General features: G+C 36.1%; 19 protein-coding genes. 9 read left to right on the top strand and 10 right to left on the bottom strand.

Translation table 11 applies throughout. The features are described from left to right. Window positions 1–78 precede the first annotated feature (78 nt). The 8 genes from ACFOUY_RS17960 to ACFOUY_RS17925 form a co-directional block, all read right to left on the bottom strand. The gene (locus ACFOUY_RS17960; RefSeq protein ID WP_378962609.1) at window positions 79–1,290 is read right to left on the bottom strand and encodes a DUF3570 domain-containing protein; all 1,212 of its coding nucleotides are present in this window, start codon (window positions 1,288–1,290) and stop codon (window positions 79–81) included. Between the two features lie 18 nt (window positions 1,291–1,308). Continuing rightward, window positions 1,309–1,539, bottom strand: coding sequence for a DUF4266 domain-containing protein (locus ACFOUY_RS17955; RefSeq protein WP_378962608.1), 231 nt, complete (start codon window positions 1,537–1,539; stop codon window positions 1,309–1,311). A 1-nt stretch (window position 1,540) separates the two neighbouring features. Then, window positions 1,541–2,476, bottom strand: a complete 936-nt coding sequence (locus ACFOUY_RS17950) for an FAD:protein FMN transferase (RefSeq protein WP_378962607.1) — start codon at window positions 2,474–2,476, stop codon at window positions 1,541–1,543. Between the two features lies 1 nt (window position 2,477). Next, window positions 2,478–2,906: a thioredoxin family protein gene (locus ACFOUY_RS17945; RefSeq protein ID WP_378962605.1), complete on the bottom strand. Its 429-nt coding sequence runs from the start codon at window positions 2,904–2,906 to the stop codon at window positions 2,478–2,480. Between the two features lie 5 nt (window positions 2,907–2,911). Continuing rightward, window positions 2,912–3,337, bottom strand: coding sequence for a QcrA and Rieske domain-containing protein (locus ACFOUY_RS17940; protein ID WP_378962604.1), 426 nt, complete (start codon window positions 3,335–3,337; stop codon window positions 2,912–2,914). A 402-nt stretch (window positions 3,338–3,739) separates the two neighbouring features. Beyond that, window positions 3,740–4,432 carry a cytochrome b/b6 domain-containing protein gene (locus ACFOUY_RS17935; protein WP_378962603.1) on the bottom strand — a complete coding sequence of 231 codons (693 nt, stop codon included), beginning with the start codon at window positions 4,430–4,432 and terminating at the stop codon, window positions 3,740–3,742. A 10-nt stretch (window positions 4,433–4,442) separates the two neighbouring features. Continuing rightward, the gene (locus ACFOUY_RS17930; protein WP_378962601.1) at window positions 4,443–5,696 is read right to left on the bottom strand and encodes a sensor histidine kinase; all 1,254 of its coding nucleotides are present in this window, start codon (window positions 5,694–5,696) and stop codon (window positions 4,443–4,445) included. Beyond that, window positions 5,693–6,370: a response regulator transcription factor gene (locus tag ACFOUY_RS17925; RefSeq protein WP_378962600.1), complete on the bottom strand. Its 678-nt coding sequence runs from the start codon at window positions 6,368–6,370 to the stop codon at window positions 5,693–5,695. The genes ACFOUY_RS17930 and ACFOUY_RS17925 overlap by 4 nt, the downstream gene beginning before the upstream one ends. A gap of 126 nt (window positions 6,371–6,496) precedes the next feature. Between ACFOUY_RS17925 and ACFOUY_RS17920 the strand changes: the two genes are divergently transcribed. From ACFOUY_RS17920 to ACFOUY_RS17910, 3 genes are all read left to right on the top strand, one after another. Continuing rightward, window positions 6,497–7,132 carry an HD domain-containing protein gene (locus tag ACFOUY_RS17920; RefSeq protein ID WP_378962599.1) on the top strand — a complete coding sequence of 212 codons (636 nt, stop codon included), beginning with the start codon at window positions 6,497–6,499 and terminating at the stop codon, window positions 7,130–7,132. Between the two features lie 146 nt (window positions 7,133–7,278). After that, window positions 7,279–7,647, top strand: coding sequence for a hypothetical protein (locus ACFOUY_RS17915; RefSeq protein ID WP_378962598.1), 369 nt, complete (start codon window positions 7,279–7,281; stop codon window positions 7,645–7,647). Between the two features lie 486 nt (window positions 7,648–8,133). Next, the gene (locus ACFOUY_RS17910) at window positions 8,134–9,633 is read left to right on the top strand and encodes an acyl-CoA dehydrogenase family protein (RefSeq protein ID WP_378962597.1); all 1,500 of its coding nucleotides are present in this window, start codon (window positions 8,134–8,136) and stop codon (window positions 9,631–9,633) included. Between the two features lie 106 nt (window positions 9,634–9,739). Here ACFOUY_RS17910 and ACFOUY_RS17905 read toward each other — a convergent pair whose 3' ends face one another. Both ACFOUY_RS17905 and ACFOUY_RS17900 read right to left on the bottom strand, forming a co-directional pair. Then, window positions 9,740–9,985, bottom strand: a complete 246-nt coding sequence (locus tag ACFOUY_RS17905; RefSeq protein ID WP_378962596.1) for a DUF2264 domain-containing protein — start codon at window positions 9,983–9,985, stop codon at window positions 9,740–9,742. Between the two features lie 130 nt (window positions 9,986–10,115). Continuing rightward, window positions 10,116–11,195 carry a calcium:proton antiporter gene (locus ACFOUY_RS17900; RefSeq protein ID WP_378962595.1) on the bottom strand — a complete coding sequence of 360 codons (1,080 nt, stop codon included), beginning with the start codon at window positions 11,193–11,195 and terminating at the stop codon, window positions 10,116–10,118. A 192-nt stretch (window positions 11,196–11,387) separates the two neighbouring features. Between ACFOUY_RS17900 and ACFOUY_RS17895 the strand changes: the two genes are divergently transcribed. The 6 genes from ACFOUY_RS17895 (at window position 11,388) to ACFOUY_RS17870 (ending at window position 19,454) form a co-directional block, all read left to right on the top strand. Next, window positions 11,388–12,065 carry a response regulator transcription factor gene (locus tag ACFOUY_RS17895; RefSeq protein ID WP_378962594.1) on the top strand — a complete coding sequence of 226 codons (678 nt, stop codon included), beginning with the start codon at window positions 11,388–11,390 and terminating at the stop codon, window positions 12,063–12,065. After that, on the top strand, window positions 12,065–13,405 hold the full coding sequence (locus ACFOUY_RS17890; RefSeq protein ID WP_378962593.1) for a sensor histidine kinase: 1,341 nt from the start codon (window positions 12,065–12,067) through the stop codon (window positions 13,403–13,405). Before ACFOUY_RS17895 ends, ACFOUY_RS17890 begins: the two co-directional genes overlap by 1 nt. A 56-nt stretch (window positions 13,406–13,461) precedes the next feature. After that, window positions 13,462–14,730, top strand: coding sequence for a TolC family protein (locus ACFOUY_RS17885; RefSeq protein ID WP_378962592.1), 1,269 nt, complete (start codon window positions 13,462–13,464; stop codon window positions 14,728–14,730). A gap of 5 nt (window positions 14,731–14,735) precedes the next feature. Beyond that, window positions 14,736–15,833 (top strand): efflux RND transporter periplasmic adaptor subunit, encoded by a 1,098-nt coding sequence (locus tag ACFOUY_RS17880; RefSeq protein ID WP_378962590.1) that lies wholly within the window; start codon window positions 14,736–14,738, stop codon window positions 15,831–15,833. Window positions 15,834–15,861: 28 nt separating this feature from the next. Next, a complete protein-coding gene (locus ACFOUY_RS17875; RefSeq protein WP_378962589.1) occupies window positions 15,862–18,990 on the top strand; it encodes an efflux RND transporter permease subunit in 3,129 nt (1,042 codons plus the stop codon). A gap of 128 nt (window positions 18,991–19,118) precedes the next feature. Then, the gene (locus ACFOUY_RS17870) at window positions 19,119–19,454 is read left to right on the top strand and encodes a hypothetical protein (protein ID WP_378962588.1); all 336 of its coding nucleotides are present in this window, start codon (window positions 19,119–19,121) and stop codon (window positions 19,452–19,454) included. Window positions 19,455–19,578: the final 124 nt, after the last annotated feature.

Genomic DNA, 19,578 nt, shown 5'->3' with positions numbered 1-19,578 from the left:
AAAATTTGGTTAGGTATTTCTTATCTCAAAATACCTTAACCACTATTGTTGCAATCGATAAAAATCAACATAGTATTACTATTTAAATTTTAAATTCAGACTTACAATATTAGAAACCAAGCTGGTTGAGCGTGAATAATGTCCGTAACGAAGTTCAAGGGTATTAAGTCTCTGCCATCCAAACACACCTTTTGGCGGTGAAAATTTAACTCCTGCACCATAAAAATCACTACTAAGTGTTGACAAGTCATAATCACTGGTAAAATATTGATCTGAAGACTGATGTTGTCCGTAAGGAGCAAAATACTTAGTACCTGTTTGGTTATTATAACGATAAAACGGACTTACAGAGAAAAATGCATTAATTTTTACGGGTATTTCCAGCTCTGCTGTATGAGCCCGTATGCCCCAGTTATCCATATAATAGCGATAAAAAGTACGAATAATGAACTGATCATTTAAAAAATAGTTCATACGTAATCCTATTGGCAATTTATAACGCTTATCTGGCAGGGTTTCCGAGCGCAAGGATCCATCTGTAAAATAATTACGCTGATACTTAGTAGCGAGCAGCCCATGTTGATAGGACGGTTCAAGAATCAGTGAAGCCTGAAACTTCTGGTTGATAACCTGCGATAGTGAAAAGGAGGCACTAAAAGAATTTCTTGGTGCAGTGTCATACTGTTCTCCACCTTTACCCGCATTGCCCGTTCGGAGCTCTATAGGCAAAATTACCGTCCATTGATCTAGAAAGGCCTGCAATTTCATGTCGAACTGTGTATTTTTATCTGCTGATAGGCGAGTTAAATTGAATGCAGCTCCAAGTGATTGATAATCGAATTCTGTAGAATAAGAACCAGTGAAACCGAATGAATTTCCTGTCTGTTCGTTGGAATGTGTCCAATTTAAAGATGGATAAATACGAGTATCTGCACTTGATGCAGAAGAAATTGTACTTGGATCAATTTTATCTGAAGATGCAGAGGTGTAATGATCTACACCAAGTTCAAAAAGAAAAGTGTTCTTCTTGCCATTCTTGTTAAATTTTGACATTTGAAGATCAATTGTATTTGCAAAATCACTGAGCTTTTCTGTTCCGATTCCGCCCGTAACCGCAGAGTTGTTACCATTTTGATGATAGTAAGCGGAGACCAGATTTACCTCATCGATCTTTAGCTTTCTCGATTGATAATTTGTGGTATCGGTGCGAACCGGGATATTTTTGCTTTGTCCATACGTGCTTAATATACCAAGATACATAAACACAATGTGGAGATAAATCTTTCTCATTCTCTTGTTTAGCTAATATTAATTACAACCACAACCACCACCACTTTTACCTCCATTTGCGCCTGAGGCGCCTTCGCGATAAAGCTGAAAACTCTGCTCAAACTTCTGTACCTTTCTGGAAGAAAGAATCATATCCGAATCGTTGAGTTTGTTTTTCTGGTAGGGCTTTACACTTGCGCAAGAGGCCAAAAAGGATATTGCTAGCACACTAACAAATCCATTAAAAACTATTTTTTTAGAAAATTTCATATCAGTATTTAACATTAATATTTTTAGAGGTATACATTCTGTCATCATCATCAATAATGATACAGGCAACCTGTTGAAGCTGATTTATGAGGTTAAGCCCAACTTCTACACCCATAACAACGATCGGGGTAGCGAGTGCATCTGCTAGTTCGGCACTTGGACAAATCACGCTTACACTTTTAACACCACTAACTGGAAGACCAGTTTTTGGATCAATGGTATGAGAATAACGTTTACCGTCAATCATTACAAACTTTTCATAATTTCCGGAGGTGGCTATAGCCATATTACTTATTTTTAGTGCAGAGAAAGGCCTGTCTGTCTGATCGGGATCTGCAATTCCCACCGTCCAGTCTTTCCCGTCAAGTTGTTGCCCCCAGGTTACCAAATCTCCTGCAGCATTTACAATCCCTGCCTTTATTCCAGCTGATTTTAAAACCTTCATTGCCATGTCAGCAGCATATCCTTTACCTATACCACCGAAACCTACACGCATGCCCTTATTTTTCAGAAAAACTGATCTGTCGCTTTTATTGAGGATAATATTCTGGTAATCAATAAGGCTTACTGATTCCCTTGCCAACTGTGCATCGGGCAGGCTTTTCATGTTTACATCAAAGTTCCACAGACTCTTGTCGATAGAACCATAAGTGATATCAAAGGCTCCATCGGTAATTTCTGAGATTTTTACAGCCCTTTCAATCAAAAGCAAAACCTCTTCGGAAACCTTGAAAGGACTGATTCCTGCATGTTCATTTATCTGGTTAGTTTCGCTAGAATCCTTAAACGTAGTCAGTAAAGCTTCAATCCGGCGAACCTCTTCTACGGCGAGATCTATCGCCTCATTTCCCGAGTAATTATCTTCTGCAATTACCGTAAACTCAAAGCGGTTACCCATGAGTTTTAGAATCCTATTCACTGAAACTACTGCAGACATCTTATTTGGATAAAGTAGAAATTTCTTTCACAAAGGCTGTCGGTGATTCATCAGGAAAACCGTCCCAGGTTTTAAGTACTTTACCGTTCTCATCAACCAGCAAAGTATATGGAAACTTCCCATCTTGATTATATTTTTCTGCTAGCGCTTCGTTAAGCTTAACCTGCTCTTTGGGCAACTGATTTTTTTTCTGCCTGGGAAAATCTGCACGCACCAGTACTAATTTGTTTGTTGCATAATCCTCGAAAGCCGCTGACTCCAGGATTTCTTTTCTCAATCTGATGCAGGGACCACACCAGTCCGAGCCCGAAAAATTGATTAGGATTATTTTATGCGATGCCTTCGCTGTTTTCTGTGCTTCTTCAAAATTCCCCATCCATATTGCGGGGGTTAAAACGAAAGCAAGTAGAGAGATGAATAATATTTTCATTTTTTTTAAGAATAAACCCTAAGTGAAGTACCAGTTAAAGTGGTGTTGTAAACAGTAAGCGAGCGTGTTGCTGGTCCGTTGGTTACGGCTCCACCTTCGGAGAAAGTTGCACCATGGTTCGGACAGTAAAATCTGCTATTTGGCGACTGATAAGTTAATGTATAACTTTCATGAGTACAAGAGCGTTGCACAGCGATATAACTTCCCGTTTTTGTACGAGCCACAATTAATCCATTAGATATTAATGAGCCACCATTGCCTAATAGCGCTGAATTTGCTGCCAAACTTAAATCGATTGTAAAGTTTATACCTGATGGGCCAATAGTATCAGGAGATGAGCCAATGTCGGTTTTCTTACAACCCATACAATTTAGCAAAGCGAATGCTGCAGCACTCATACCCATGCTGTTTAAAAAGTCTTTTCTATCCATGTTTTGTTTATTTCACTAAAATTAACAGCATTACATATTTTTGAAGCCAAACCCCAATGAAGCACAATGATGTGTCGATTAATTCGGGTTTATCAAAACTTTTGTAGATTTTTTGTCGATAGAAAAGATTTTTGTTTGTCAATTAAATTTCCGCTGCTAATACCTTCCAAACTTTAAGGCACCAGAAGAGTAAACTTTGTAACAAATTAAGTGATAAACTTTGAAGACATTCTGAAGTTTTGGTGAACATTTAATTAATTTAACAATTAATAACATTTCTAGAGAAGCCCAATCTTACAGAACTCCATCGCTAATTCTGAGTATATTGTAAATGAACGCTGAACTTTTAAGATCTTGTGCTTTATGATAGCCAATAATGATTCGCAATGTTTCAATATGACATCAAAATATGCATAACGATTGCTCATTATCCTCACCACCATTCACCATATCGGAGATTATTCCCTTGCTATCCTTTCGCTCAGCAAGAAAAACACCAACCACATGCACGGTGATGAAACCTAAAATCAGGTACATACAGAAACCGTGAATTTCCTTTACGGAATGGTTAACATCCGTCGAAATGCCGGTGCTATCTTCAAATGCGAGCAATAAGCCAGTGGTAACCATAATTAATAGTAGTAGGTAAAAAAACAGGTAAAGTGATTTAACCACCAATTCATGCATGGCAAGTTCTCGTTCCTTTTTTATGATAAAGTAATCAGTATAAGCCGATTTTAGTTTGACGAATAATTTACTCTTTTTAGTGCTGAAAATTTCAGAGACTATCCGAAAAAGCAGTAATGCTGCCAACGCGTATCCAAAATAAATATGAATGCCCCATACCTGATCTTCCATGCTGTGGGTAAAACCTCTGGCTTGCTGATCAGTAATGGCTGTCCCAGATTGCTGGAGTTCGGCTTTCAAAAAAGTAGCCTGACTCCTATCCAGCAAGGTAGAATTTACCAGTACCGTTAGCAGCGAACCACAAATAATAAGGGTATTTGCCCAGTGCCAGAACCTGAGGCTACGAGAATACCTCTTATTTTTTTGTGGGCTGGAGATGTCGGCTCTTTTAGGTTCGATGATTGCCATAGTATAAAATTTAAAAGGTTATGGTAAATACGTGGAGATCTGTCTCGTAGTGATACTCTAGATTAAAATTTTGTTTCAGGCAGATCTGTTTAAGTATAGAAAGCCCTAAACCAGTTCCCTCGCTGGCATTATCCTTATAAAAGCGTTCAAATATTTTCTCAGGGTCAAGCGCCTTATTGTGGCCGGTATTCTTAAAGCTTAGTTTATGGCTTGTTAGGGAAATTTCGATATTCCCACGTTCATAATTGTGGCGGATAACGTTGCTAAAGAGGTTATTGATCAGAATGTCCATCAATTGATGGGAAGAGAATATACTAGCCTCCTCTAAATTTGTCTTTAGCTGCAGGCCACGTTTTTGAATGAGTTCCTGAAAATAGCTGATCTTATCCTCAATTAGTTCCTTAATATCAAGTTGCTCCTGGTCTTTTAGCAGGCTATTATCTATTTTAACCAGTAGTAGCAATGATTGATTAAGTTTGGTTAAGCGGGAAGTTGCCCTATACAGTTCAGCTAAGGTCTCTCCTCCCTCACTACCCAAGTCGCTAGACTGAAGCATCATATCCAGCTTGGAATTAATTACTGCCAATGGCGTCATCATTTCATGCGAAGCATTTTCGGTAAAAAGCTTAATTTCCTGATAATCCGTACGTATCTTTTTAGATAAAGATACAACTGCATCATTGAGCGTCCTGAATTCACTAATTGAAGTATCAACTGGTTCAAAAGGCTTCTCCTGACTGAGGTTAAAAGCGGTAATATTTTCTATAAGTTTTTCAAATGGCTTCCAAAGGTTACGAATCATAATCCTATTAACCAGTAATAAAACTCCAACAAGCAGTATCACCGGAAGGAGTATAATCAGGCAAATACTTTTGATTTGCTCTTCACGTTCAACCTTTGAAGCAATCACCATTACCTGATAGGGTTTGCCAATCAAACTAAGTTCAGTTCTCAAATATCTTGCCCGCTCGGTCTGGTGCTTTACCGGATTATACAACACAGTATCTCCATAAATGATAACTGGATGTTTCTGAAGGTTACTGATACTTTTATACTGTACAATTAGGTCCTCAAACTCATGGGGCTCGTAAAAAATATTCTTTTCAGCGTATTCCTTTACCTCCATAACCTCTTCGACCATATCGTGATCTATTTGCTTATCTAGATAAAAGGTTTGGGTTTTGTAAAAAAGGTAGCCTATTAGTGCGAGTCCAAAGATGCTTATAAGCAGAAGGATAATATTATAACGGGTAAAGAGTTTCATGATTGAGCGAATTTATAACCTACACCATAAACAGAATGAAAATAATCGGCACTGCCTGCATCGGTTAGTTTCTTGCGTATATTCCTGATGTGGGTGTAGATAAAATCAAAGCTATCAGCCATATCCGCATCATCACCCCATATATGTTCTACCGCAGCAGATTTTGAGATGGCTTTTCCTTTATTGGCGATAAAGTAAAGGAGCAAGTCAAACTCCTTTCTTGTAAAATGAACGATCTTACCAGAAACGGATACTTCTTTGCTATCAAGATCAATAGAAATTTCATTAAAAGCGATAAGTTTCCCTCCTGCAGCACTCTTCCTTCTCACTACAGCGAGTATCCTTGCATTGAGTTCGGAAAGGTGAAAAGGCTTCGTCAAATAATCGTCTGCTCCCATTCCAAGCCCCTCAATTTTCTGATCGATTGAATTTCTTGCGGAAATAATGATTACTCCCTCTGGTTTATTCATCCGTTTGAGGTAGTTCAATAGTTGCAGACCTTCCCCGTCCGGTAGATTAAGATCGAGCAGAACACAATCGTACTCATAGATACTTAGTTTCTCAAAGGCCAGCTTATAGGTAGAGGCACATACGCAAATGTTCCCCTCACCTGTTAAATAGCTTTCAATACTTTTCTGAAGGCTTAATTCGTCTTCAACCAGAAGAATTTTCATAATATCAAATATGCATGAAGATATTGAAGAGAATCTGAAGTTCTGGCATAACAAGAGAAAAATTAATTAACAGACAATACGATCAAACTTCAATATATCTTCAGTATTTGCAACTACCTTGCCGAAATGAATCAAGATACAACCGAGATAAACGATATTTTGTGTTCTGCTCTTATAGCCAGCGTTCGTGAGTTTGTAGAAACATTCCTTAAGGCCAAGTTATCCTCTGGTCTGTATTTTCATAGCATCCAACATACAATGGAGGTTGTGGAAGCCACAATCGAAATCGGCAGTCAGTCAGCCTTGAGCAGGGAAGATTTTGAGGTCGTAATTATCGCTGCCTGGTTTCATGATATTGGATACGGAATACGCTATCAAGATCATGAAAATGAGAGCGCCAATCTGGCAGGAATGTTTTTAAAACAGCATCTGGTAGAAGAATCTAAAATCGAGAAAATTAAAAATTGTATACTGGCAACCAGATACCCTCAGCTGCCGAGCACCAAACTTGAGGAGATCATCTGCGATGCAGACTTTTATCATTTTTCAAGAAGCGATTATATTGCACATGAACAAGCGCTTAGAAAAGAATGGTCAACTATTCTGGATATGGTTTTTTCTGACGGGGACTGGAACGAGCTAAATTACAAAATGTTAAAAAGCCATCAATATTTCACGCCATATGGTAAACGTGTGCTTCAGGTGAACAAATTTATGAACCTTGAAAGACTCGAAAAATTAACACAGGAAAATAGGGAGTAAAGAGCTTGGCTATTTCATCATCTCATCAATACATCAAACAGATTGACATTTCTCAATAAGAGAGGCTATCAGGTGTATTTAGACTAATTATCATTACCAAAAAACTTCATCAAATAGAATTTCGATTTTGTAATTTCAAAAAAAATATGAGTATTCACATCGGCTTAATGATCTGGAAAGAGATGAAAGCGCAAAACATGTCGGTTTCGACGCTTGCACATGCGCTAGAAATGGGTAAAACCAAAACACAGGAATTATTGGGTAACGCTAATATTGATGTAGCTCTTTTGGCAAGAATTAGTGAGGTTATGAACTATAATTTCTTTGAATATTATGAATCTGGAGATATTTTTTCAAAGATAAAAAACAACAAAAAACAAAAGACTGCCGAGGAAATTATTCGCTTGAAAGGGCTATTACAAGAAAAAAACAAAATGCTCGAGCTTAAAGAGCAGTTTATCAAAAGCCAGGCTCAAATCATCAGCCTGTTTGAAAAACAAAACCTAAGTATTTAAATCTAGCAAAACCGTAGAAAAAGACGCAAGATATTTATACAATTTACATGCAAATCTCATGATCAAAGTCCAACCAAAACGGGATTTTTGTTTTAATGTTTTGCCAAAGAATACCTAATCTAAGTAATGGTTTTGCTTATTGATAAAAGTGTAGCTGAACGTGAAGAAATGCTGTCTTTCAGCCAATTTAAAAATCATTTTTTCTGTTAAAATTTAGCAAAGTAAATATTTCCAGCTCAAAACGATTATTTGATAATATTCTTGTATCTTGAAAAAAAACAGGTTGAGTGAGAAAAATTACTTTAATATAAGCGCTTAAGCCTATTTAAGGTATCCATCTTGAAAATCACTCAACCCCGCTCTTCCCTTTAACATGTGTATTAATTATATAAAGTTTATTTAAAATCAAACTTTTATAAGGAGGAGTTTGTATAGAGAAAGCCCTTTGAATAAATATATAACTAGCCCAGAGACTAAAAAATAAGAATGACAAACAATAACCCGGAGTTTCCGCAATTCCTTAAAAACTTTGAGCAGCGGTTAAAACATCTATTTCAAGATGAATACAATATCGATCAGCTAAGCCTTCAAAGAGGCCTTCCGCCAGAATTATTAAAAGGAATAATGGATAATGTTCCTTTATCTGTAGCCATTCCTAAAGAGTATGGTGGCAGAGGATCTTTAGTTAAAGAATGTCTTGGAATACTATCTGCTGCGTCTTATGAGTCGTTATCGCTTTCTTTAACATTCGGAATTAACATTGCACTCTTCTTAGAACCAATATCTAAGTATGGCGACGATGAAATTAAATCAGAAATTTTCGATAAATTTTTGCTTGAGCAAAACATGGGCGGTTTAATGATTACTGAACCAGATTTTGGCAGCGATGCACTAAATATGAAAACCGTAAACAAAGCTACACCTAACGGATACGAAATTAAGGGCACTAAACACTGGCAAGGCCTTACAGGGATGGCTAACTATTGGCTTATTGCTTCGCGAAGTGAAAGTAGCGATGGCTCATTAGCAAGAGATATTGATTTTTTTGTATGTGATAATTCTAAAGTAGGCCAGCAGATTGTTGTAGAAGAATATTACGATAACGCAGGCTTGTATATTATACCTTATGGATTAAATAAATTGGACATTACTGTTCCAAAAAACTTTAAGCTGCAGCCCGAAACCACAGGCATTAAAATGATGCTGGATATTTTGCATCGAAGCAGAATGCAGTTCCCAGGAATGGGAATGGGGTTTATTAAGCGTATGCTTGATGAAGCCTATGACCATTGCTTCAACAGAAAAGTTGGAACCGGGAATTTGTTGTGCATGGATAATGTACAGTATCAAATTTCCCGCTTACAATCTGCATACACAATTTGCTCTGCAATGTGCGCCAAAAGTTCATCAATAAGTGGCATTCAGAACAATCTTGCTACCGAAGGACTGGAAGCCAATACAATGAAAACGGTTGTAACAGATCTTATGCAAGAAAGCGCACAATTACTTGTACAATTATCGGGAGCTAAAGGTTATCGAACAAGCCATATTGGTGGTCGCGGGATTATGGATAGTCGTCCTTTTCAGATTTTTGAAGGTTCGAACGAAATGCTTTATGCACAAATCGCAGAAATAATTATTAAGTCGATGAAAAAGCTAAAGCAAGTACAGCTGTATGCATTTCTAAGTGATTTTTCTTTAACTATTAAGGCCGTTGATTATTTTAAAACAGAATTAGCATTTAATCTCGACGACCAATTACCGCAAAGAAAACTGGTTGAACTTGGAAAAATAATTGCAAGAGTTATCTGTATAGGTTACGTAATAGAACTTCAGGAAAAAGGATTTAGAAAAGAATTAGCAGAAAACTGTATTATAATGGTTAGGCAGGAAGTAGCATCATTGGTTACCGCCTTGCGTTTTCAAAACACCGCAGCAAGCATTACTGATTATCAAGCAGATAGTTTGTGGCTTGATTTTGCATAATTGCATATATCCAAGAAGCTGTTCAAATTGCATCGAGTATTTACTTGCTTATTTGGTTTTAGTAAACCCGAAAATTATCTCTCGAAATTTGAACAGTTTCTTAATATTAAACTTTGTAATCCTTTTTTATCTCTTCACCTTTCCATGACTTTAAACTAGTCCAAGGTGCTGGCTCGTCATTCCAAAATCCATGATTAGCTGGCAAACCAAGTGTTAAAAACCCTAATGTTGCCATGTACAAACTTCCCGTAGAAGTATAAGTATCTGCAACCTCAGGTTGGTGGCCATTAAAACCCAAAACCAGCCAGCCTTGTTTATCAAAATTCTGATTCCCATCGTATAAGTTATGCATCACTTTTTTAACGATAGAAAATATTTTAGTTTGGAATTTAGGAAGCAGTTTGGCAAAACGCCAAGCGAGTTTGCTCAAAAAAGCAAAGAAAAAAATTAATCAAAATACATTGCATGCGTGTATGATTTATTTAAGGCACAATTGTATAAAAAAGATAAGATGCAAATATGACCAACAACACAACACCTTGTTGCACATTCGTTTTTCCAGTAGCTAATGTAAAAACAAGGGTAATCATTGATAGCAAAAGTAAAACCGTCGACCTTGCATCGACGCCTAATACCAACGGCATATCCATTAAAATAGAAACAATTGCAACAGCTGGAATTGTCAAACCAATGCTCGCCAATGCAGAACCTAAAGCCAAGTTAAGGCTGGTTTGTAGCCTGTTCATTTTAACAGCTCGGTAAGCGGCAAGCCCTTCGGGTAACAGTACAACTGCAGCAATAATTACACCGACTAAAGATTTTGGAGCACCCACACTTACCACAATATTTTCTAAATCGTAAGACAGATATTTTGCCATTAATACAACCAATACTAGGCTAACCAACAAAAAAATAAGACTAACCGTTGCTGTTTTTTTATTAGGCTCAACCGCATGGTCATCTTCTGATGTTGAATCTTTTGGCAAAAAATAATCGCGATGACGATGCGTTTGCACAAAAATAAATCCCCCGTAGAGCACCAACGATATTATAGAAACAAAGATAAGTTGATTGGTATTGTACTCGCCTATTGGTCCACTAATGGTAAAATTGGGCAAAATAAGAGTTAACACAACAATGGCCATAAGTGTAATTAAAGCCGTATTTACACCTTGTAATTGGTAACCCTGCTCTTTAAATTTAATGCCGCCTTTTAAAAGGCAAATACCAACTATCGCCGTTATTATAATCATTACGGCTGCAAAAACTGTATCTCTCGCAAGCTCCTTTACCCCATCTCCGCCACTCAGCATTAAAGAAACAATTAGCGCAACCTCAATAGTCGTAATCGCTATCGCAAGAATTATTGTGCCAAAAGGCTCGCCAACTTTGTGTGCAATAACTTCTGCATGATGCACTGAAGCCAATACACTGCCTATTAGCATAAACGCCAAAACAATTTTTATAAAAACGCCTAAATCGAGGTTGGAAAGCAAGTAGGCTACAATTCCTAATGCAGGAATTAGCATTGTCCAAATTGGTAAAGTAATCTTATTATTCATAAGTTGTAAGTTTCAGTCTTAACACAAAAAATGCCACATGGTTTTTATCATCTGCAATTGATGATAAAAGTTCAAAATAGAGCATTAATGTTAAGATAAAGATTTATGAAATTTTTAACTTCAGGTATATTTACATATGCCATATTCAGACTTGCACATCGTCTTTTAAAATGAGATGATTACTTTTGCTTTATGCCAAGAATCGGAATTGCCGAAGACGATAAAAAAATTGCAGAGTTGCTGAAAACAGCTTTCGAAGAAAATGACTATGAAGCCGAATTTGCTTTCAACGGAATCCAAGCTTTAGAATTATTCACAGAAAAGGATTTTGATTTGTACATTATCGATATTATGATGCCTGGTATTAATGGTATTCAGCTTTGCAAACAACTTAGAGAAAATCACTTAAATAACCCCATTTTAATGCTTACGGCCATGGGTGGGGTTGATGATAAAGTTATAGCTTTTGAAGCTGGTGCTGATGACTACTTAGTAAAACCCTTTCATTTAAAAGAACTTCTGGTGAGAGTTGGAGCCTTATTTCGACGTAATTTCAACTTGTATAAAGAAGAAACCCAAAAACTCTGCTATCAAGACCTTTGTTTGGATACTTATAGCAAAGAAGTAACCCGTTCTGGCGAAGTAATAAACCTTAGCGCAAAGGAATTTATCTTGCTCGAACTTTTTCTTCGTAACCCAAACCGATTATTATCACGACGGTTTATTGCAGAACAAGCTTGGGATATTAACTTCGATACCGGCACTAATGTTATCGATGTTTATATAAATTTTTTGAGGAAAAAGATTGATAAGGATTTTGAAAGGAAACTTATTCACACCAAAATAAATATGGGCTACATTTTGAAATAATGAAAATAAAAGACAGAATTGCATTGTACTTTACGCTCATTAGTACTTCTATGCTATTTGCAGTTTTGTTCACTGTGTATTTCACTTTTATGAAATTTTTAGAAGCGGATTTTTTCGAACGTTTAACCGATAGAACAATGGTTACGGCTAAGCTTTATTTAGAAGCCGATGAAATTAGTCGGGATGCATTAAATAGCATTCGCCATAAATATTTACAGAAACTTAATGGCGAAGTTATCCGAATTTATGATAACAAAAACCAGGCAACTTTTATTAGCGATTCTGCACAATATTGGACGAATGCAACCATCAATAAAGTTCGTAAAAATGGCCACTTAAAATATACCGATGGCAAACATCAGGTGGTTGGAATTTACTATAAGGATAACCAGGGCGATTTCGTTATTCTGGCTTCGGCAACAGATGAAGGCTCGCAAAACAGACTAAATAAATTGTTTAAAATAATGGTTTTTACTTTTATTCTGATTTCAATTTTGGTTTTATTATTAAGTAGATGGACAGCCGAGAAAATGCTAAAACCATTAAATCGCTTCATGCTTGATGTAAAACAGGTCGGCTCAAAAAACATGGCATTTAGAGTTAAAGAAACCCGTAATAAGGATGAAATTAATTTAATCGCCCAAAGCTTTAATCGCTTAATGGAAGAGCTGGAACAAGCTTTTATCTTACAAAAAACATTTGTAGCTAATGCTTCGCATGAGTTAAGAACCCCAATTACCCGAATAATGATGAACGCAGAGTTAACACTTTCGAAAGAAAGACCAAATTCTGCATACCAAAAAGCTTTGTCAGAAATGTTAGAAGACACCGAGAAAATGGACCACATTATTTCCGGACTTTTAACTTTGGCAAAAATGGATGTGGAAATAATAAATTCGCAAATTGCTCCCGTCGATTTAAATAAATTACTTACTCAAATAGAGCTAGAATGGAAAGAGTCAAAAACACTTCCCTTTAAATTTATCAATAAAAATGGAGCCTTAACAACTGTTTTAGCCAATCCGGTTTTACTTCAAATTGCAATTGATAATATTATTTCTAACGCTTTTAAATTTTCGGATAATAAGCCTGTTATTTGCCAATTAAAATATTTGGACGGGCATTTTTTAATCGAAATAATTGATGAAGGAAAGGGTATTTCAATAGAAAAGCAGAATGAAATTTTCAAGCCATTTTACACAACATCGGAAGAAAGTGGAAAAAAAGGCGAAGGAATGGGCTTGTATATGGCTCAAAAAATAATAGCACTTTTTAAGGGAAGTATTAAAGCATCAGCTATCGGCAAAACAACATTTACAATTTCTCTACCAAAACTTTAATCTGCTTTTAATTTCGATTTAATTCCCTTTTAATTCGGTAAAAATAGATTTGCCGAATGAGAAGAATACAGCTACTGATTTTATTTCTTTTTGCAATACAAGCCACTACAACATTTGCACAAAGCGACACTTTACGTTTAAATATAACGCAGGTAGAAAATCTATTTCTTAAAAACAATTACGAACTTTTATTAAGTAATTATCAGATTGAAAGCGCAAAAGCAGAAATTATTACGGCTAAACTTTTCGATAATCCAGAGCTTGAATACGAGAATTTATTCTACAACCACGAAACCAAAAAATTCCTACAAACATCATACGAATATGGACAATACTCGGCTTCAATTTCTCAGCTTGTAAAATTAGCTGATAAGCGAAATAAAAATATAAAACTGGCTCAAACCGGAGTAAAACTGGCCGAGCTTGAATATTTCGATTTAATGCGCACAATGAAGTTCGAGCTTCAAAACACCTTCTACAAAATTTATTTTGCTTCGCAATCACTCACCGTTTTCAATAATCAAATTTTACCTACAGAACAACTTTTAAAGGCTTACACTATCCAATTAATGGCTGGAAATGTTGCCGCAAAAGATGTTATCCGCATAAAATCTTTGTTAATTGGCTTAAAAGCAGAACGTACAGAACTTTTAAATGAGCTTGAAGATGACTTTAGAGATTTGAGGTTAATGTGCGGGCTAAAACCTTATACTCCAATTACATTACTTTTATCTGAAAAAACACAAAATCAGTCGATTACAAATTTTTCCTACAATAAACTCCTCGATTCTGCAAGAAACAATCGTTCTGATTTAAAATTAGCAAAAACAGATTTATTGTATAACGAAGCAAACCTTAAGCTTCAAAAGGTAATGGCAATTCCTGATGTAGAAGTTTCTTTAAGTTATGATTTGAAAGGAAATTATCCGGAGAAATACACAGGCTTGGGTATTAAAATTCCAATCCCGCTTTTTAACAGAAATCAGGGTGAAATTAAAAAGGTGAAAATTGGTATCGATGCCGCAAACACAAGAGTTAAAAAGCAAGAGTTGATTCTCGAAAATGAAGTTTTTAACAGCTACCAAACCGCCATCAGAAATGAGCAAAGTTTAAAAGAAATCGACCCCTATTTTAATTCAGGTTTTAATAAAATAATTACAGGTTTGGTTAAAAATTTCAGAGAACGGAACATCAGTTTAATCGAATTTCTCGACTTATACGAATCCTACAAAGACAATACGCTTCAAATTAACAAACTCGAATTAGCCCGCATGAGTTCGAGAGCAGAAATCAATTTTGTTACCGGCACAAACATCTTTAAATAAGCAATATGCAAATCATCCATAAAAACCTTTTTAAAGGCATAATCATTTCTTCAACGGCATTATTTTTTTCTTGCAGCGAACATAAAGTTGTAACACCAGAAGAAAAATTTGTCCTTACCGATTCGCTACTAAACCGATTGGTAATTGATACCGTTAGGCAGGCCAATAATAAAACCGACTTGACGTTTTCGGCAAAAATTACCGCCAATGAAGAGCGCAGGTCTGAACTTTTTCCAATGGTTAGCGGGACGGTTAATCGGGTTGCAGTTAGATTGGGAGATGAAGTTTCGAGCGGGCAAGTATTGGCAACCGTAAACAGTGCTGAAATGGCAGGTTTTGATAAAGAAGTTATCTCTGCGCAGGCCGAATTAAAAAGTGCAGATCGAACCATGAAACAAGCAGAACAATTGTACGAAAGTGGTTTATCATCTGCCAAAGAGTTGGAAGATGCCCGCAATGATTACCAAATTAAGAAAGCAGAGGCAAAGCGCTCGGCTTCGGTATTAAGATTAAACGGAGGTAGCAAAAATGGATTTTATGCTGTAAAATCTCCAATAAAAGGTTTTGTAATAGAGAAAAATGTTACAGATAATATGCAGCTAAGAGCCGACAATGATAAAAGTCTTTTTACAATTGCCGATTTATCAACCGTTTGGGCAATGATAAATATTTATGAATCGGATATTTCAAAAATAAAAGCTGGTGATGAGGTCAAACTATCTACACTTTCTTATCCTGATAAAATTTTCGCAGGAAAAATAGACAAGTTATACAACCTGATTGACCAGGAAACGAAAGTGATGAATGCAAGAGTAATTATTCAAAATCCAGGTTTTTCGCTAAAACCTGGAATGCTTGGAACAGTGAAAGTTTCGGCAAGCACGAGTAGCAATTTACCAGTTGTAAATGCTAATGCGGTAATTTTTGATGAAAATAAAAACTACCTCCTTGTTCTAAATAAGAATAAAAAGGTAAGCGTGCGGGAAATCGAAATTGGAAGAAAAACTGCAAATAAAATTTACATCAGCAAAGGTATAAATGCTGGCGATTTAGTCATCGCCTCTAAACAGGTTTTTCTTTTCGAAAGCCTTAAAGGACAATAATTTTCCATCAATTTAGAAATTTCAGATAATGAATAAATTCATTAAAAATATTATCGGTTTTGCGCTTAAAAATAAGTATTTCATTTTTTTTAGTACGTTTATATTAATTGCTGCAGGTTATTTAAGCTTTAAAAGCACCACAATTGATGCCTTTCCTGATGTTACTAATACTAACATTACCATAATTACACAGTGGCCAGGCAGAAGTGCCGAAGAAGTAGAAAAATTTGTAAGTCGGCCTTTAGAAATAGCGATGAACCCTACAGAAAAGCGAACGAGTATTCGTTCTTCATCTCTTTTTGGTTTATCAATTGTAAAGGTAAGTTTCGAAGATGATGTAGATTATGCCGAAGCTAGAGTACAGGTTAACAATCACCTCGAAGAAGCAGATTTACCAGAAAGTATTCAGCCAGAAGTACAACCTCCATACGGACCAACGGGTGAAATTTTTAGATACACTTTAACCAGCGATAAAAAATCTGTTCGTGAACTAAAAACTTTGCAAGATTGGGTAATTCAACGCGAATTGCTTTCTGTTTCTGGAATTGCAGATGTGGTAAGTTTTGGTGGTGAAGTAAAAACTTACCAGATTACAGTCGACCCGCAAAAAGCCATCCAGTATAAAGTTAGTGCCACTGAATTATTCGATGCCGTTTCTAAAAGTAATATAAATGTTGGTGGCGATGTAATTGTTCAAGGTGGCCAGGCTTATGTGGTTCGCGGTATTGGAGTATTAAACAACATCGATGAAATTAAAAATGTTGTTGTTGATAACATTAATGGAACGCCAGTTTATGTAAAAACCATTGCCGAAGTTGCTGAATCGGCTTTACCAAGGCTTGGGCAAGTCGGAAGAGACCGCGACCCCGATGTTGTTGAAGGCATTGTGGTAATGAGAAAAGGTGGAAATCCAAGTGATGTGATTACTCGCTTAAAAGAAAAAATTCAAGACATCAATAAAAATATCCTTCCTGGCGATGTTCAAATCAAGGCTTTTTACGACCGTGAAGATTTGGTTAATTATTCGATACATACTGTAATGGGCAATATGTTAGAGGGAATCATATTTGTAACCCTAATTGTATTCCTATTTATGGCCGATTGGAGAACAACTTTGATTGTTTCCATCATAATTCCTTTAGCTCTACTTTTTGCTTTTATCTGTTTAAAAATGAAGGGAATGCCTGCTAATCTTTTATCAATGGGCGCAATAGATTTTGGGATTATTATCGATGGTGCTGTGGTAATGGTCGAAGGGATTTTCGTTGCGCTCGACCATCAGGCAAAAAAGTTTGGAATGGAGCGTTTTAATAAAATGAGCAAGCTGGGCATCATAAAACAAGCTTCTTTAGAAAATGGAAAAGGTATTTCATTTGCCAAACTGATTATCATTACGGGATTACTCCCAATTTTTACTTTCGAAAAAGTAGAAGGTAAAATGTTTTCTCCCTTAGCTTGGACATTGAGTTTTGCGCTTTTAGGTGCTTTAATTCTAACATTTACTTTAGTACCTGCAATGGCAAGTTTGCTCCTAAAAAAGAACGTGAAAGAAAAACACAACATCTTTTTAGAATGGCTTACAAGAGTTACCTTAAAATTTTATGACGCCTGTTTTAACAAAAAGCGACTAACCTTTGGCATCTCCATTATAATTTTAGTTGCTGGCGCATTTAGCTTTAATTTTTTGGGAACAGAATTTTTGCCAAGTTTGGATGAAGGTTCTATCTATGTAAGAGCTACTGGACCTTTAAGTATATCGCTTGATGAAACCAAAAAATTATCGAACGATATGCGAAAAATCTTTTTAAGTTTTGATGAAGTAAAGCAAGTTGTGTCGCAAACTGGCCGACCAAATGATGGCACAGATGCAACAGGCTTTTACAATATGGAATTTCACGTAGATATTTACCCGCGCAAAGAATGGAAGCGTAAGCAAACAAAGGAACAACTTATAGAGCGAATGCAGGAAAAACTGAAAGGTTTTCCAGGGATAAGTTTAAATTTCTCGCAGCCAATTTCTGATAATGTTGAGGAAGCTGTTTCTGGTGTAAAAGGTTCTATTGTAGTGAAATTATTCGGTGATAATTTCGATTACATAGAGAAAGAGGAAGAGAAAATTGAGCAAATTCTTAAAACAGTTGATGGAATTGAAGATTTGGGAATTCTAAGAAATCTTGGTCAACCAGAACTGCAAATTAACTTAGACCAGAAAAATATGGCGCTTTATGGTGTAAGTGCCGCTGATGCGAATTCGGTAATCGAAATGGCCATTGGCGGTAAAGCTGCTACGCAAATTTATGAGGGCGAACGAAAGTTCGATTTGATTATCAGGTATCCCGAAGACTTTAGGAACGATGAAAGTTCAATTGCAAAATTGCAGGTTCCAACAATATCTGGTTCCAGCGTTCAGTTAGGCGAAATTTCCAGCATTCACAAAACTGCTGGGCCTAGTATGATTTACAGAGATAAACACAAACGTTATGGTGCAATAAAATTTTCCATCAGAGGTCGCGATATGGGGAGTGTAATTGCAGAAGCACAAGAAAAAGTAAATTCAAAAATTAAACTCCCGAAGGAATATAAACTGGAATGGGCGGGTGATTTTGAGAACCAACAAAGAGCAACGGCCAGATTATCTCAAGCTGTACCAGTAAGCTTATTACTAATTTTCTTTATCCTATTTGTTCTATTTGGAAACGTTCGTGATGCTTTACTGGTCCTAAACAACGTACCTTTTGCAATGATTGGTGGTATTTTAGCACTTTTAATTGCTGGCGTAAACTTTAACATTTCTGCCGGAATTGGTTTTATCGCCCTATTTGGAATTTGTGTTCAAAATGGCGTTATTCTGATAACCCGTTTTAAAAGTAATATTGCAACTCTAAAACATCACACAACGTGGACTTTTGCCGATGCGATGAAAGATGGTGTTGCGAGCCGTTTTCGACCTGTACTAATGACCGCCATGATGGCCGCTATTGGTTTAATGCCAGCAGCACTTTCTACAGGCATAGGTTCGGAGGCATCGAAACCATTGGCAATTGTGGTTATTGGCGGTTTAGTAACCAATACCATATTCAATCTTTTTGTTTACCCTATCGTTTTCTATTGGTCGTACAAAAAGAAAGTTGAAAAGCTTAACGCCTCATTAATTTAATAAATTGTTATACCAAATGTCTTTATAACAAATTAAAGGCCTTTTTTATTGAAAAATAATTATCTAAAAATCCAAATATTCCTTAAAGACGTAGATATGTCCAAATCGATTCAGAAGCAAATACTCCTATGGGAAAGTTTTCCTTTTTATTCTTACTCTCGTTATTGCTTTTACTTTGCGTAAATGCAAAAATAGTATCGAGTGTAATTTGTCCTGTAGCTTCAATTCAATCTAAAGAAGAGATAGAAAAAGATAAAAGCGAAAAAATTGAAACCAGTGATGAAGAAAATAATGAAAATGAAGACATTGTTAAGCCTGTCGATTTTATATTAACACATATTTCTAAAATTAGCTTTCTTCAAGAAAGTAAAATCAGTTATCTAAATAACAATCCCAATCTTCTAACTGCCTATTCAAAGGTTTTACAGCAACCACCAAAAAAAAGTTTTTTTTCTACTAATTAAACAATTACTTAAATAAAACTTTTGAAATAGGCGTTTAAGTGATAATCATTTTATATGTGTGAGGTGGATTTTTGATCATTCTATTCATTAGATTTTCAAAAATGCCTTCTTTCATCTTGTGTCT

The sequence above is a fragment of the Pedobacter jamesrossensis genome (assembly GCF_042650905.1).
Classification (GTDB): domain Bacteria; phylum Bacteroidota; class Bacteroidia; order Sphingobacteriales; family Sphingobacteriaceae; genus Pedobacter; species Pedobacter jamesrossensis.
The sequence above is the reverse complement of the archived record's forward strand: the minus strand, read 5'-3'. Positions and strand labels throughout refer to the sequence as shown.

Bases quoted from the DNA above. Each gene is read 5' to 3' on its own strand.
- ACFOUY_RS17875 (WP_378962589.1), top strand. From the start codon at position 15,862: ATGAATAAATTCATTAAAAATATTATCGGTTTTGCGCTTAAAAATAAG.
- ACFOUY_RS17935 (WP_378962603.1), bottom strand. From the start codon at position 4,432: ATGGCAATCATCGAACCTAAAAGAGCCGACATCTCCAGCCCACAAAAA.
- ACFOUY_RS17915 (WP_378962598.1), top strand. From the start codon at position 7,279: ATGAGTATTCACATCGGCTTAATGATCTGGAAAGAGATGAAAGCGCAA.
- ACFOUY_RS17885 (WP_378962592.1), top strand. From the start codon at position 13,462: ATGAGAAGAATACAGCTACTGATTTTATTTCTTTTTGCAATACAAGCC.
- ACFOUY_RS17870 (WP_378962588.1), top strand. From the start codon at position 19,119: ATGGGAAAGTTTTCCTTTTTATTCTTACTCTCGTTATTGCTTTTACTT.
- ACFOUY_RS17940 (WP_378962604.1), bottom strand. From the start codon at position 3,337: ATGGATAGAAAAGACTTTTTAAACAGCATGGGTATGAGTGCTGCAGCA.
- ACFOUY_RS17890 (WP_378962593.1), top strand. From the start codon at position 12,065: ATGAAAATAAAAGACAGAATTGCATTGTACTTTACGCTCATTAGTACT.
- ACFOUY_RS17930 (WP_378962601.1), bottom strand. From the start codon at position 5,696: ATGAAACTCTTTACCCGTTATAATATTATCCTTCTGCTTATAAGCATC.
- ACFOUY_RS17925 (WP_378962600.1), bottom strand. From the start codon at position 6,370: ATGAAAATTCTTCTGGTTGAAGACGAATTAAGCCTTCAGAAAAGTATT.
- ACFOUY_RS17960 (WP_378962609.1), bottom strand. From the start codon at position 1,290: ATGAGAAAGATTTATCTCCACATTGTGTTTATGTATCTTGGTATATTA.
- ACFOUY_RS17900 (WP_378962595.1), bottom strand. From the start codon at position 11,195: ATGAATAATAAGATTACTTTACCAATTTGGACAATGCTAATTCCTGCA.
- ACFOUY_RS17945 (WP_378962605.1), bottom strand. From the start codon at position 2,906: ATGAAAATATTATTCATCTCTCTACTTGCTTTCGTTTTAACCCCCGCA.
- ACFOUY_RS17955 (WP_378962608.1), bottom strand. From the start codon at position 1,539: ATGAAATTTTCTAAAAAAATAGTTTTTAATGGATTTGTTAGTGTGCTA.
- ACFOUY_RS17950 (WP_378962607.1), bottom strand. From the start codon at position 2,476: ATGTCTGCAGTAGTTTCAGTGAATAGGATTCTAAAACTCATGGGTAAC.
- ACFOUY_RS17910 (WP_378962597.1), top strand. From the start codon at position 8,134: ATGACAAACAATAACCCGGAGTTTCCGCAATTCCTTAAAAACTTTGAG.
- ACFOUY_RS17895 (WP_378962594.1), top strand. From the start codon at position 11,388: ATGCCAAGAATCGGAATTGCCGAAGACGATAAAAAAATTGCAGAGTTG.
- ACFOUY_RS17920 (WP_378962599.1), top strand. From the start codon at position 6,497: ATGAATCAAGATACAACCGAGATAAACGATATTTTGTGTTCTGCTCTT.
- ACFOUY_RS17880 (WP_378962590.1), top strand. From the start codon at position 14,736: ATGCAAATCATCCATAAAAACCTTTTTAAAGGCATAATCATTTCTTCA.
- ACFOUY_RS17905 (WP_378962596.1), bottom strand. From the start codon at position 9,985: ATGCATAACTTATACGATGGGAATCAGAATTTTGATAAACAAGGCTGG.